The 12,871-nt window shown below is 62.7% G+C and carries 13 protein-coding genes and 1 tRNA gene; 2 read left to right on the top strand and 12 right to left on the bottom strand.

Annotated features, from left to right (window positions below; translation table 11 throughout):
• Positions 1-3 precede the first annotated feature (3 nt).
• The 3 genes from H3U90_RS04740 to H3U90_RS04730 form a co-directional block, all read right to left on the bottom strand.
• Positions 4-393: a Rid family detoxifying hydrolase gene (locus H3U90_RS04740; protein ID WP_198177249.1), complete on the bottom strand. Its 390-nt coding sequence runs from the start codon at positions 391-393 to the stop codon at positions 4-6.
• A 103-nt stretch (positions 394-496) separates the two neighbouring features.
• Entirely contained in the window at positions 497-2,251 is a 1,755-nt protein-coding gene (spxB, locus tag H3U90_RS04735) for a pyruvate oxidase (protein WP_198177248.1), read from the bottom strand.
• Between the two features lie 287 nt (positions 2,252-2,538).
• Positions 2,539-2,614: transfer RNA gene (locus H3U90_RS04730), tRNA-Arg, on the bottom strand.
• Between the two features lie 365 nt (positions 2,615-2,979).
• Here H3U90_RS04730 and H3U90_RS04725 point away from each other — a divergent pair.
• On the top strand, positions 2,980-3,609 hold the full coding sequence (locus H3U90_RS04725; protein WP_198177615.1) for a hypothetical protein: 630 nt from the start codon (positions 2,980-2,982) through the stop codon (positions 3,607-3,609).
• 12 nt (positions 3,610-3,621) lie between these two features.
• Here H3U90_RS04725 and H3U90_RS04720 read toward each other — a convergent pair whose 3' ends face one another.
• From H3U90_RS04720 to H3U90_RS04710, 3 genes are all read right to left on the bottom strand, one after another.
• Positions 3,622-4,587, bottom strand: coding sequence for a tetratricopeptide repeat protein (locus tag H3U90_RS04720; protein WP_198177247.1), 966 nt, complete (start codon positions 4,585-4,587; stop codon positions 3,622-3,624).
• Between the two features lie 117 nt (positions 4,588-4,704).
• The gene (locus H3U90_RS04715) at positions 4,705-5,736 is read right to left on the bottom strand and encodes a hypothetical protein (protein WP_229281570.1); all 1,032 of its coding nucleotides are present in this window, start codon (positions 5,734-5,736) and stop codon (positions 4,705-4,707) included.
• Positions 5,733-6,812 carry a hypothetical protein gene (locus H3U90_RS04710; protein WP_198177246.1) on the bottom strand — a complete coding sequence of 360 codons (1,080 nt, stop codon included), beginning with the start codon at positions 6,810-6,812 and terminating at the stop codon, positions 5,733-5,735. Before H3U90_RS04710 ends, H3U90_RS04715 begins: the two co-directional genes overlap by 4 nt.
• An 82-nt stretch (positions 6,813-6,894) precedes the next feature.
• Between H3U90_RS04710 and H3U90_RS04705 the strand changes: the two genes are divergently transcribed.
• Positions 6,895-7,830 carry an FKBP-type peptidyl-prolyl cis-trans isomerase gene (locus H3U90_RS04705; RefSeq protein WP_198177245.1) on the top strand — a complete coding sequence of 312 codons (936 nt, stop codon included), beginning with the start codon at positions 6,895-6,897 and terminating at the stop codon, positions 7,828-7,830.
• Positions 7,831-7,924: 94 nt separating this feature from the next.
• Here the strand turns inward: H3U90_RS04705 and H3U90_RS04700 are convergent, their stop codons facing one another.
• The 6 genes from H3U90_RS04700 to nucS form a co-directional block, all read right to left on the bottom strand.
• Positions 7,925-8,836, bottom strand: coding sequence for a cysteine ABC transporter substrate-binding protein (locus H3U90_RS04700; RefSeq protein ID WP_198177244.1), 912 nt, complete (start codon positions 8,834-8,836; stop codon positions 7,925-7,927).
• Between the two features lie 83 nt (positions 8,837-8,919).
• On the bottom strand, positions 8,920-9,777 hold the full coding sequence (locus tag H3U90_RS04695) for an amino acid ABC transporter ATP-binding protein (protein WP_232340475.1): 858 nt from the start codon (positions 9,775-9,777) through the stop codon (positions 8,920-8,922).
• Positions 9,778-9,787: 10 nt separating this feature from the next.
• Positions 9,788-10,462, bottom strand: a complete 675-nt coding sequence (locus tag H3U90_RS04690; RefSeq protein WP_198177243.1) for an amino acid ABC transporter permease — start codon at positions 10,460-10,462, stop codon at positions 9,788-9,790.
• Positions 10,449-11,102 carry an amino acid ABC transporter permease gene (locus H3U90_RS04685; RefSeq protein ID WP_198177242.1) on the bottom strand — a complete coding sequence of 218 codons (654 nt, stop codon included), beginning with the start codon at positions 11,100-11,102 and terminating at the stop codon, positions 10,449-10,451. Before H3U90_RS04685 ends, H3U90_RS04690 begins: the two co-directional genes overlap by 14 nt.
• Before the next feature lie 407 nt (positions 11,103-11,509).
• Positions 11,510-11,752 carry a glutaredoxin domain-containing protein gene (locus H3U90_RS04680; RefSeq protein ID WP_198177241.1) on the bottom strand — a complete coding sequence of 81 codons (243 nt, stop codon included), beginning with the start codon at positions 11,750-11,752 and terminating at the stop codon, positions 11,510-11,512.
• A 235-nt stretch (positions 11,753-11,987) separates the two neighbouring features.
• Positions 11,988-12,791 carry an endonuclease NucS gene (gene nucS / locus H3U90_RS04675; RefSeq protein WP_198177240.1) on the bottom strand — a complete coding sequence of 268 codons (804 nt, stop codon included), beginning with the start codon at positions 12,789-12,791 and terminating at the stop codon, positions 11,988-11,990.
• Positions 12,792-12,871 lie beyond the last annotated feature (80 nt).

The raw sequence follows: 12,871 nt of genomic DNA, 5'->3' as shown, positions 1-12,871 counted from the left end.
GTCTCAGGCCAGAGCCACCACCTCGATCTCGACCAGGGCCCCCTTGGGGATGTCAGCGCCACCGAAAGCCACGCGGGCCGGCCGCACCGAGCCGATGAAAACCTGGGAGTAGGCCTGGTCTACCTGGGTGAAATCCTCCACCCGCCGCATAAGGATGGTGGCCTTGACCACCTTCTCCATGCCGGTGCCGGCTGCATCAAGGATGTTCTTGACGTTCTTCAGCGCCTGGGTGGCCTGGTCAGCCGCAGTGCCCTCCACCAGCTCGCCGGTTCCCGGGTCGATGCCCAGCTGTCCGGAGACAAAGACAAAGCCCCCGGCCTTGACAGCCTGACTGTAAGCCCCCAAGGCCTGGGGCGCATATGGCGTGCCGATCTCTTCCGGTCCATCTTCCATGAGTCCGTCCTTTCTTCAGGTCCGCCGCACCCATGCCGGGCCGAAGCCCCGGGCGGACACCGTCCACTATAGGAGTGCCCGCCCGGTAGAAGCGGCACCAGTCTCAGCCCTTGCGAGCCTCCTGACCCATCCAGTAGGCCAGGGAGCGCAGATCGCCGGCCTCGTAGGTCTTGACGAATTTCTCGACCTGGTCCGGATCCGAGCAGGTCTCCGGGAACCGCATGTAGCGGGTATCCAGAGGGCTGGCTCCTGTCAGCTTGATGTCAATGACCGAAGACCTGTCGGCCTTGCGGGCCTCGGAGAAGGCATGACGGGCATCAGCCACCGTGCGCACAGTGAAGCCCAGGGCGCCCATGCCCTCGCCGACCTTGGCCCAGTCGGTGTCGGGCAGATCCACCCCGCTCAGGGGCTGATGGCTGTCGTCGCGCTGCTCGGCCTCGATGTAGCCCAAGGATTGGTTGGAGAAGACCACATTGATGACCGGGGCATGGTACTTGAGCTGGGCCAGCACCTCCTCGCCGAGCATGGCGAATCCGCCGTCGCCGCTCAGGGAATAGACGGTCGATTCCGGATGCTCCAGCTTGGCAGCCAAGGCGGCCGGCACGGCATAGCCCATGGTGGCGTGCTTGCCGGAGACGGTCCAGCGGTTGGTGGGCTTCAGATGCAGCAGACGCAGGAAGTCGATGTCCACATTGCCCACGTCGGGGATGACGATGTCATTGTCCTCAAGCTGCTGATCGATGACGTGGTAGACGGGCTCGGGCCGCAGGGGTGTACGGGTGTCTTCGTTGAAGGAGGCCAGCCACTGGTCCCAGTTCTCCTTGCTGCGCAGGCAGGCCCTGTAGAAGACGGACTCCTCCTGGTCCTGGCCAGCGGCGGTTATCGCCTTGAGGGCCTCGCGGGCATCGGCCTGGATGGCCAGAACCACGTTAGCCTGGAAGCGCTTGCCCAGTTTGACCGGGTTCAGATCGATTTGGATGACCTTGGTGTTGGGAGTGACGAACATGGACCCGAAGGGGTTGTCCGAGCCAACCCAGACCGTCAGATCGGAAGTGTAGATGGCCTCCGTGGCGGTCTTGGTGGCCACACGGCCGGCCGACTGCAGGTAGGCAGGATAGGTGTCCTCCACAATCCCCTTGGCCGGGAAGGTGGAGACCATGGGCATCTTGAAACGCTCTGACATGGCGACCAGCTCATCGCGGGCCCCGGCAGCGCCCTGGCCGAAGTAGAGCAGCGGAGCCTTGGCGGATTGAATGATCTCCACCGCCTTGCTGACCTGGTCGGCCGCAGGCTTCAGGGGCTCAGGCTTGCGGAAGTTAGGTGCAGATGCCACCGGGCGGTCGTCGATCTCGGCCCAGGCCAGATCCTTGGGAATGATGACCACGGAAACCCCGTGGTTGGCATAGGCGCGGCGGATGGCCTCGTCCACCAGGGCCGGCAGCCCCTGGGCGTTGGTGGCGGCCCGGGCGAATACGGCCACATCGGTAAAGATAGGCACCTCGTCCATGGCCTGGAAGAAGTCCATGTTCATAAAGGCCTGGGGCACCTCGCCCACCAGGGCCAGCACCGGCACGCCGTCCTCGCGGGCATCATAGAGGCCGTTGAGCAGGTGGACAGCCCCTGGGCCCGACGAGCCGAAGCAGACACCAATCCGGCCAGTCAGCTTGGCCTCGCCGGCGGCAGCCAGGGCTCCGGCCTCCTCATGACGGACCTGGATGAAGTCGATGCGCTCACGCTCGTTGTGGATGGCGTTCATCATGGAGTCGAAGGAACCGCCGGGCAGGCCATAGATGCGCGGCACCCCCCACTGCTCCAGGACGTGAAGGACAGCATCCCCTGCATTGATTCGATTGGCCATGTGAACTCCTTTGCTTCACCGGGGAAAGGAGGCTCCGCCACAACGCGGAAGCGTCGGTCCTCCCCGACGTTCGGTCTTACCCTTTCACTATGGCACCTGAGAACGAAGACACGAGCGGGCCAAGGGCCATGTTCCTCAAAAGCTTAGTGATTCACCACACATATCGTGACGCATAGCGTGCGCTTGTTTCATCCAGTCAGTGCCGTAATCATAATCCCGGGCACGATGACAGACCGGAGTCACATAGCGAAAACCCTGCGCTCTTCCTGGCCCTAGGGATTTCATCCTGGTGGGCTCGAAGGGATTCGAACCCTCGACCTTCTGTTCCGGAGACAGACGCTCTATCCGCTGAGCTACGAACCCGACAGCCACTTTCCAGTGGACAACAGAGACCATACTAGGACACTTTGCACATTTTCGCACCCATGCGCGTCCTGACGTGTCGGTCCGGCTCCAGCCACTCTCGGCGTGTTGCCGCAAAATTCCGGGCGTTTCGTAGGTATCGTGATGGCAAGGCTTCGTGCCACCGCCCCGGTTGCGCCATTGCATCCTCATGCGGTGGCGCGAAGCCGCCAACATTCCCGGATGATCTTCTCTCGGGATAGTCTCCACTGTAGTTCCTTCACCCGGCCATCACAAGCGGCCTTCACATACCTGGACAAGTCTGATGGGCTGTGGACGGCAAATGGTGGACGCGACAGGCCTACCGTACCATGGGAGACATGGCCATGAATGAGGACGAGGACGATTTCGAGTTCGAGCGCAGATTCTTCTGCCGGGACCTCCCCCGGGAGCTGCTCGGGGAGAGTCGGCCGACCCTTATTGTGCAGAGCTACTACGTACATGAGGACAACTTCGCCCTGCGTGTTCGCCTTCAGGGACAGGTGGACCCGGTGGTGCCCATGACTGCCCGGACCGATGCCCTCCACACCTTGCTTGAGGAAGGCGACCACTTCGAGGCCGCCTCAATGACGGCCAAGGGCCCCTCTGTCGGCGGCACCCGCTACGAGGCCGAACGGGCCATAGACCCGGGAATCGCCCTGGAGCTGGTTCTGCGCGGCGGCGTTCCCATCGTCAAGAACCGATATGGAGTCTGGCTGGACGAGGACTGGTGGAACCTGGATGTCTTCGGGGACGGCAACACCCCCCTTGTGGTGGCCGAGGTGGAACGGACCGGTCCGGTGACCGACCTGACCATCCCCGACTTCTGCACCACGGAAATCACCGACGATCCGCGGTTCTCCAACGACGGGCTGGCCGACCGTCCCTTCGGTGACTGGGCGACCGACTTCGACCGGGAGCTGAAGGCCAGCGGACCGCGCTTCCTGACCAACTTCGACGGGAATCGCGAATCGTGATCCAGGAGCGGTTCAGTACATCAGCGTGGACAGACGGCGACGGGCCTTGGCCAGCCGGGGATCGGTCGGTTCGGGAATGACGAAGTACTCCAGCAGACGGCGACGGATGGGATCTGTCTGATCCCGGTGCCCGGCCAGAAAGTCCAGCAGGCGATCAAAGGCATCCTGAATCTGGCCACCGATCATATCCACATCGGCCACATCCAGCTGGGCCTGCAGGTCGTCAGGGGCATCGGCAGCAGCCTGACGGACCTTGCGGACGTCAGCCTTGGCCGACCTGGCCATCAGCAGGCACTTGGCCTGTTCACGCTTGGCCAGATCGTCGGTCGAGTCGGCCTGGACCAGCTTGCCATAGGCCTCGGCTGCAGCTGCATAGTCACCCTCCTGGGCCAACCGGTGGGCCTCTTGATGGGCAGGGGGGATGGCATCAGCCGCTGACTGGCCGACCTGCCCATCCTGCCCTTGGTTGTTGGTCTCCTGGTAGGGGGCACTGCCGGTGATGCCGGCCTTCTGCGCCATCTGAACCACCTGGGGAATGAGCTGATCGGTGATCTGGTTCATCTCCTCGTCGGTGGGCAGCCCCTGCAGGATGGGCATGGGCCTGCCGGCCAGCAGGGCAAAGAGGGCCGGGGCGCCCTGCACCTGGAAGGTCTGGGCGATCTGCGGATTGGAAGCGATGTCGATGCGGGAGAGCTGAATGCGCCCCTCCTGGGCGTTGACGGCCTGTGCCAGACGGGTGGCCAGGGGGAAGAGACGGTCGTCGGTGGGCACCCAGAGCAGGATCAGAATGGGGAAGGTGGTCGAGGTCTGGACCATGGCCTGGAAACTGGCCTCGGTGGTATCGATCACGTAGCCGCCGGCCGCGGGCGCCCCTCCCTGTTGGCCTGGCTCGGCATCGACCTGGTGCTTGAGCGCGCCCAGGTCGACCGCTCCTGCCAACGAGACGCCCGGCTGCCCCTGCCCGTTCTTGTTCGCCATGTCAGTCCTCCTTAACCCCGCGGTCGCCGACTGCAGCTTCGGCCCGCCCTTGATTGCAAACTCCTGAAAGCCAATCTAGTCCAAGGCCCGGGCGTTCACCCAGCGCAATCCCGCCCCTCAGACCGCTTCCACTTTGATGGGCTCACGCTCGGCGCCCACGGCCCTGATGGGCTCATGCGAGTCCGCCGAAGGCACGTAAAGGGCGATTACGTTGACATAGGTGACCTTCATGGTGCTGGTGGGCTTGCCCTGCCCAAAGAGGGCCGTCTCGGCATCCGAGGCCGGCGAGGATTCACGGCCCTCCCCCGCCTGCCTGGTCCAGACCGAATCGATCCGGGCCACGACCAGGTCGCCCCCATCGGAGGAGTGCATGACCCGCAGCTGCCCCTGTGCCGGGGTGAAGGTCTGGGACTGACTGCCCTTGTTGGCTTCGATTCCCTGCTGGACCACCTGAGTCAGCGTGCCCAGGGAGTTGCGGAAGTCATCCTGGGCGAACTCCTTGACATACTTGCTGCCCTGGGGGTTCTGCAGGAGGTCGGCATAGCGGCGCACGGCCTCCACCGGTGTAGCCTTGAGCCCCTGGTCGTCGCCCTGCCCCATCCTGGCGCCGATGGTGGCCACCGGGAACTTGGGCAACTGGGCTCCTTGGAAGAGTCGGGCCACGCCCCAAAGCTTGTAGTTGTCATGGGCGGACTCCTGGTCCAGAACCAAGAGGCGCTTGGACTGCTGATCCTGCGTGGTGGTGGTAATCGAGAAGACCGAACGCGGCCAGCCCGGATCGCCGGGAATGACCGTCTGGGCGATGGTTGTGGGGATGGTCGTCTTGGGATCCAACTGCCCAGTGGCCCGTGCTATGGTCAGCTCGCTGGTGCGGATCTCCAGTTGGGGGCCGCTGACCCGCTGGTCCAGCCCGGCCGGGTCTTTGGCCTCGTTGGCCTGATCGAGAACAGCCCCGATGCTCTTGCGGATACGTGCCTCCTGGGCCGGGGTCAGGTTGGGGGCGGGAGCAGTGGTTGCAGTGCTCTGGGGTTCGGTCCGGCGCGCCTGGGGAACCTGCCCCTCGCAGGCGGACAGACCCGGCAGAAGGGCCAGGGACAAAGCCAACGCCGCTACAGCCGCCACCCCGTTCAACGGTTTGTTCATACTCATTGGCGCTCCTCCTCCCCCTCGTGGGCAAGCCTGGCCAGGTAGGAGGCCATCTCCTGGCTGCTGATAACCCTGGTGGACGACATATCGTCGGCTCTCCGGTCGCCGTTGACGGTACTGCCGTCGGCACCCTCCTGTTGGTCAGCGACCAGGTTCCGATTGCGCGGATCAATCACCACAGGCGGCCTGGGCGGGGGTCCTGGATCCCCCTGCCGCGCCTGGCCACGAGCGTGACGCAGGCGTCGGCCTGAAGCCGGGGTATGCCGATTTCCGAGACCAGGCAGAATGGCGCTGCCCAGGGCCTGGACCACACTGACCTCGGGAGTCTCTTCATCCTCTTCTTCAGGTTCGGTCTGCCTGCGGCGCTTGGCCGGATCCATGGCAAAGACCGTAGCCGAAAGAACAGCCAGCAGGGCCAACAGCCCGCCGGCAAAGTAGAAGGGCATGGCGAAGTTGGGCAGTTTGTCACGCTGCCAGAGCATCTCCAGCCCCAGGGAATGAGCGCCCTGGGGAACTGCCACCAGTAGGACGGCCTGCGGATCGTCGGTCTTCAGGGACATTGACACGCTGCTGTCGGAGCAGGTGACCTGTTGCCACATATCCGAATCCTGAAAGGCCACGCCCTGATCACTTTTGACGGCCTTGCCGGGGCTGGTGTCCCTGCCGACGGACAGGGTCTGCCAATCATCCAGGCCGCGCACCCGGGCCACATCATGCCCGGCCGTCCAGCCAGCTGCATCCTTGGCCGTGGTCAGGGCCATACAGACGGTGGGCTTCTGTGAATCCTGATCTGCTGACGCGGAAGCCCCAGCCGATGCCGCATCCACTCGCATGGTCACTTTGCTGTCCACCAGGGGAAGCACACCTGGATCGGTCACCACATAGGCCGCCTTCGTACGCGCATGCGCATCCACATGAGCCGAAGGCTTCCAGACCGTGGCGTTGAAGATACCCAGCACTATGGCCGTTACAGCCAACAGTCCGAAGATGGGGGTGACGATGCCGCGCATGATCATGCTGTGACGCGAGGGCTTGCCGGGCCGCGTCATCTCATCTTTTTCCTCGGGTACTTGCTCCATATCATCCACATTCTACCGTCGGCACCCTATGAGATGGTTTCCAGCACCGGGAAATCACCCATAAGCCCTAAACTGGTCTTCCATGACCATCATCGCAAGGAAATCAGGCAGCAAGCGTCTGCTGGGCGCCATGACCGCTCTGGCCCTATGCCTCGGACTGTCAGCCTGCGGCGGGGAATCCGACGGGGGCGGGCACTCGGGCGACACCATGCAGGGAGTATCAGCCAGCGGCAAGCCTGGCAGCAAGCCCGACATCAGCTTCAAGACGCCCTTCAAGGTCGAGAACCAAACCCATCAGGTCATCCAGGAGGGCAACGGCGAGGTCATCCGCGACGGGGACCGTGTATGTACAAGGAGCCTGGCTCTGGATGCCAAGACCGGCAAGGTGATCAACTCCACCTGGGACAAGAGCAGCCCGGAGTGCTCCATCGTCATCAGCAGGAAATCCATCCCGGCCTACTATGACACCTTCAAAGGCCTCAAGGTCAACTCCACCGTGGCCGTGGGCATCGATGAGTCAGGCTCCGGCAGCAGCCAGGCGAGCGACTCCTATATCATGGCCCTGACCTTCGTCTCCAGGTCCAAGAACCTGACCCGCGCACAGGGTAAGAAGGTGACCGACCTGCCCAGCGACCTGCCCAGGATCAGCCTGGACGACAAGGGCAAGCCCTCACTGGATCTCAACGGGTATAAGCCCAAGGCAGGACTGGTCGTCCAGCCCCTGATCAAGGGCGAGGGGGCCAAGGTCGGCGAGCATCAGAGCGTCAGCGCCAACTACACCGGCTGGCTGGCCTCCGACGGCAAGCAGTTCGACTCCTCCTGGGACAGGGGTGAGGCCAGCGACTTCAGCCTGGACCAGGTGGTCAAGGGCTGGCAACAGGGTCTGGCAGGCCAGACGGTGGGATCTCAGGTTCTTTTGGTCATTCCGCCCGACTTGGGCTATGGCAGCCAACAACAGCAGAAGATCCCGGCCAATTCGACCCTGATCTTCGTGGTCGACATCCTGGCCGCCTACTGACCAGCCGATCCACCAACTCAGACAAGCAGGGGCCCGTACCCATCCAGTCGCATTCGGATAGGTACGGGCCCCTGCCATAAACCGGACGGCCGGGTCAGTCCTTGCCGCCCTCGACCACAATCTCGTCGGGGTTGGCCTCGCTGCCGTAGACCGGCTCCAGGGTCTTGCGGTAGTCCTCATGGAAGAACCGCTCCTGGCCCAGCTTGACCAGCTCCTTGTTGATGTAGTCCAGCAGGGGCTTGTTCCCCTTGCGCACGGCAGGAGCGATGACCGCCTCGTCCCCGAGCTTGGTGATGCCCACCGAGAAGCCCTTGTTGGCCTTGGCCCAGGCCAGCACCTCGGTGTTGTCGGTGCTCATGGCGTCACCACGGTGGTCAAGCAGGGCGTTGTAGGCATCGGCGTACTGGTCGTACTTCTGCAGCTTGACTTCCGGGTAATGCTGTTCGAAGTAGGGCTCGGCCGTGGTCCCCTTGGCGATGATCAGGGTCTTGCCGTTCAGCTCCTTGACATCTTTGATCGGCGCCGAATCCGGGGAAACCACGCCCAGGAAGACCTTCATATAAGGCTTGGCGAAGTCCACCTTGCGAGCGCGATCATCAGTGACGGTGAAGTTGGCCAGGACCACGTCCACCTTGTTGCTGGACAGCACGTCCACCCGGGCGGCCGGGTCCACCGAGGTGTATTCGGGCTTGACGCCCAGATCCTTGGCCAGGCGCTCGGCCAGGACCACGTCGTAGCCTTGGTTCCTGCCGTCCTTGTCCACGTAGCCGAAGGGGGCCTTGTCGGTGAAGACCGCCACCTTGAGCTTCCCGGACTTGGTGATCTGCTCCGGGGTGCGTGCAGACCCGGATGCCGCCGAGGGGCCCGAGCTGCCCCCCGAACCGCTTCCAGCGTCACCGGGGGTGGCCGCCGAAGGGCCGCAGGCCGCCATGGAAGCCATCATCGCGATCGTCGCCCCCGTGGCCAGCGCCGCCCGTATCACTCGGTTCATTACCCTTGCGGTCATGATCCCTCTTTTCCTGTTCTCTTTCCTATGGCCGCCCCTGAGGACGGTTCCGGCGAAGACCGCCGGACGAATATGTGGAGTCCTCATCGGGACTCCTGATCCTGGTCCTGATTCCGCCTGCGCTCATAGGTGAAGGTGGACAGGAAGCGTTGCGCCCGGTCAGTGGTCGGGTGGGTGAAGAAGGCCTCCGGATCGTCGGACTGTTCGACCAGGGTGCCTCCATCCAAAAGGACGATATGGTCGGCGATGCCCCTGGCGAAGGCCATCTCGTGGGTGACGATCATCATGGTCAACCCCTGGTCGGCCAGCTCCAGAATGACCTGAAGAACCTCGCGGACCATTTCAGGATCCAGAGCCGCGGTCACCTCGTCGAAGAGCATGATCTCAGGATGGAGGATGAGCGCCCGGCAGATGGCCACCCTTTGCCGCTGGCCGCCCGAGAGCTGGCTGGGCCAAGCATCCCGGCGGTCGGCCAGCCCCACCCGGTCCAGCAGCTCCAGAGCCTCCTGACGCGCCTGGTCCCGCTTGCGTTTCTGAACCAGGACAGGCGCCAGTGTCACGTTGTCCAGCACCGTCCTGTTGGGGAAGAGGTCGTAGCTCTGGAAGACCATGCCGATCCTGGTGCGTAGATCGGAGCTGCGGCTGCCCGACATCAGGCCGCCAGGACCTCCGCTGCGCTTGCCCAGGGGATGACCGGTCTCCACCACCTGACCGTCCAGAAGAATCCGGCCACCCTGTATGGGTTCCAGTCCGGCTATGGTCCGCAGCAGGGTGGACTTGCCTGAGCCCGAGGGACCCAGGACCACAAAGACCTTGCCCTTGGGCACCTGGAAGGAGATGTCATTGAGCACAGGGCTCTGCGCCTGCGGATACTGCTTGACCAGATGCTCAACGGTCAGCACCGCCCGCTCCGCCTGTTCGTCCTGTGGCCGGTTCGCCATCGCTTGCCCCTCAGTCATGGGCCCACCTCTTTTCCAGATGCCGGGCCACCAGGGACAGGGGCCAGCAGATGAAGAAATACATGAAGAAGATCACACCGTAGATCCACAGGGTCGCCTGGGGATAGGCGAAACGGTTGGCATCGATGATCTGCTGACCGACCTTGATGACCTCGATGACGCCCAGCAGGGCGGCCAGGGAGGTGGTCTTGACGATCCTGGTGGCCAGGTTGACACTGGCCGGCAGCAGTCGGCGCAAGGCCTGCGGAAGGATGATTTTGGAGAAGGTCTGCCAGGACCCCAGCCCAAGCACATAGGCCGACTCCACCTGGGTGCGGGGAATGGACTCCAGGGCCCCGCGGACCAGGTCGCCCAGCTCGGCCCCGCCCCAGAGCACAAAGACCAGCAGGCAGGCGCCGGTGGCGTCAAGATTCAGGTTCCACGCCCTGGACAGCCCGTAGAAGGCGATGAAGAGCAGGGCCAGCTGGGGCATGATGCGGATGAAGTCCAGATAGATCCTCATCAGGAATCGAACCAGGCTGTTGCGCAGGGTCATCAGCCATCCGACCACTAACCCCAGGGGCAGGGAGAGCAGGACCGAGACGCCGGCTATCCAGACGGTCACCCAGAGCCCCTGGAAGAGCCTGGGCATGACCCCCGGCTGGAAGAGCACCTCAACGCCTTGCATAGTCGAACCTCCGCTCGAGAACGGTTCCAATGACGGAGATGGGCAGCAGAATTACCAGATAGGTGACGATGAGCAGGGTCAGGGACTCATAGGTGTCGTAGGAGGTGCCCATCAGATCCTTGGTGACATACATGACGTCGGCCAGAGCGATGGCCGAGACCACCGAGGACTCCTTGATCAGGAAGATGATGTTGGCCACCACGCCCGGTATGGCGCTGCTCAGGGCCTGGGGCAGCACAATTCTGGACAGGGTCTGGGCTCGCGTGAATCCCAGGACGCGGGCGGACTCGATCTGAACCCGAGGCACCGCTTCCAGTCCGCCACGCATGGCCTCGGCCATGTAGGAGCCGCCCAGGAAGGCCAGCCCGACGATGGCACAGGTCTGGGCGCTCCAGTTGACCCCAAGCTTGGGCAACCCGAAATAGAGGAAGTAGAGCTGAACCAGGAGCGGGGTGTTTCTTGACAGCTCGATGTATACCCTGGCCACTTGCGTGAGCAGGGGAATCCTGAAGACCTCCAGCCCGGCGCAGACCAGCCCGATCAGCATGGAAAGCACCACGCCGAAGAAGGAGATGAAGACCGTTACATAGGCCGCATTGACGAAGAAATGCAGATTCTGCGCCATAAAGGTCCAATTCATGCCCTCACCTCCCTACTTGCTCGCATCTTGTTCATCGTCTTCTCTTCACCGCTTCCCGCCCGCTTCCCGTCGACCGCGGCATATAGTCGACAATCCTAGGGAAGGCGGGCCGCTTTCCTCTGCTTTTGGATATACGAATACCGGATACCGCGTTATCATCCGCGCTCACAGCAACCTGAACGACAATCCGCAATCATGCCGAGACCGCCCGCGTTGCCAGACAATTCATACAGCAACTGGGCAGTACTGATGGGATGGCTTCAGTCGGCAAAGGCTGACCGACGCCTTCAGATCGTGGCTGCCGAAAACTGGCAGTAGATTCCACGTTTTTGATTAGCCCCACTGCTCACCAAGCTATGAAAAAAGCCCGGTCCACATATTCGTGAACCGGGCTCCGAGTACTTTGATCAGGCAAAGACCTTGGCGCTCTGCGCTACCTTCCTGATCAGATCGGGGCGATACCCGCTCCACGTCTCCTGGTCAGTGACTACGATGGGGGTCTGCTTGAATCCCTGGGCGATGAACTGGTCGATCAAGGTCTGATTCTCGGTCAAATCCACCTGCTCGAACTCCAGCCCCTGCTTGGTCAACTGACGCTTGGTGGCGTCACACTGGGGACAGTGCGCCTTGGTGTAGACCATGATGGACATAATCGCCTCTCCCGTAAATGTAGCCGTGTCTTCCAAGCTCCATAGCCCTCTGCTTGGAACCTGTTGATTGCACTCTACACACTCCCAGGCGTGAGCACAATACCACCTGTAGTGGCGTGTCAGGCCATAAACCCCAATATCTAGTAGCTTTTCGGGTCTTTTCGAACCAACCGAGAATCTATGTGAGCTGCCCGACATATTGCCTGTGCAAGTCCATGCAAGACTGAACACTGCCTCAGAAGAGGGTCAGTTCGTCGCTGTCGGCGCCCTTCATGGCCTCGTAGTCCAGAATCAGGCACTCGAATCCCCTGTCCTCGGCAAGGACCCTGGCCTGGGGGGTGATGGTCTGGGCCGCGAAGATCCCGCGGACAGGAGCCAGCAGGGGGTCGCGGTTGAGCAGGCGGCAATAGCGGGTCAGCTGTTCCACTCCGTCGATACCCCCATGCCGCTTGATCTCGATGGCCACATGCCGTCCCTGGCCGTCCACGGCCATGATGTCCACCGGACCGATGGGCGTGGGATACTCCCTGCGCACCAGGGTTGCCCCCGGGCCGATGCGGTCGATCTGTTCGGCCAGATAGCGCTGCAGATGCGCTTCCACACCGTCCTTGACCAATCCCGGATCCACCCCCAGGTCATAACTGTCGTCGGCATAGACCTGGTAGAGCCTGATGGTGAGCACATCGCTGGATTTGACGGCCGAAACACGCAGAACCATACGGACGGGCCGAGTCTGGTCCTGGTCCTGCTCCTGGGCGATCAGCGCATCGGGCGCGGCGGCTTCCACCACCTCGTCCGGCCCGGTTCCGGCCACTGAATCAGCCTTGACACCCGGGACGTCCTTGCCGGTCTCCTCGGGTTCGATCTCCCTGATGGTACAGGGGGCGCACATCCAGTTCAGGGGTTTGTATGAGCCCAGTTCCGAAAAGATCAGACAGCTCATGTCGGCCTTGATCAGCAGAACGCGCCTGGCCGTCGGCAGGCTGGCATTGAGACGCCCGGAGTATTCGGCGGAGCAGTCGGCAACAATGATTCGCACAGGTGCCAATATATCAGTCGCTGTTCCGGCCGAGAAAGAAAAGGCCCGGCCGATGCGAGTGCACCAGCCGGGCGGAAGAG

Origin of the sequence: Bifidobacterium sp. W8103 (assembly GCF_016100775.1) — a bacterium.
GTDB lineage: Bacteria > Actinomycetota > Actinomycetes > Actinomycetales > Bifidobacteriaceae > Bombiscardovia > Bombiscardovia choladohabitans.
This window is presented reverse-complemented; position numbering and strand designations above follow the sequence as displayed.

Coding starts and splice junctions, on each gene's coding strand:
- spxB (WP_198177248.1), bottom strand. CDS start 2,251: ATGGCCAATCGAATCAATGCAGGGGATGCTGTCCTTCACGTCCTGGAG.
- H3U90_RS04740 (WP_198177249.1), bottom strand. CDS start 393: ATGGAAGATGGACCGGAAGAGATCGGCACGCCATATGCGCCCCAGGCC.
- H3U90_RS04685 (WP_198177242.1), bottom strand. CDS start 11,102: ATGAATTGGACCTTTATGGCGCAGAATCTGCATTTCTTCGTCAATGCG.
- H3U90_RS04720 (WP_198177247.1), bottom strand. CDS start 4,587: ATGGCGAACAAGAACGGGCAGGGGCAGCCGGGCGTCTCGTTGGCAGGA.
- H3U90_RS04695 (WP_232340475.1), bottom strand. CDS start 9,777: ATGGCGAACCGGCCACAGGACGAACAGGCGGAGCGGGCGGTGCTGACC.
- H3U90_RS04700 (WP_198177244.1), bottom strand. CDS start 8,836: ATGACCGCAAGGGTAATGAACCGAGTGATACGGGCGGCGCTGGCCACG.
- H3U90_RS04715 (WP_229281570.1), bottom strand. CDS start 5,736: ATGAGTATGAACAAACCGTTGAACGGGGTGGCGGCTGTAGCGGCGTTG.
- H3U90_RS04705 (WP_198177245.1), top strand. CDS start 6,895: ATGACCATCATCGCAAGGAAATCAGGCAGCAAGCGTCTGCTGGGCGCC.
- H3U90_RS04725 (WP_198177615.1), top strand. CDS start 2,980: ATGAATGAGGACGAGGACGATTTCGAGTTCGAGCGCAGATTCTTCTGC.
- H3U90_RS04680 (WP_198177241.1), bottom strand. CDS start 11,752: ATGTCCATCATGGTCTACACCAAGGCGCACTGTCCCCAGTGTGACGCC.
- H3U90_RS04710 (WP_198177246.1), bottom strand. CDS start 6,812: ATGGAGCAAGTACCCGAGGAAAAAGATGAGATGACGCGGCCCGGCAAG.
- H3U90_RS04690 (WP_198177243.1), bottom strand. CDS start 10,462: ATGCAAGGCGTTGAGGTGCTCTTCCAGCCGGGGGTCATGCCCAGGCTC.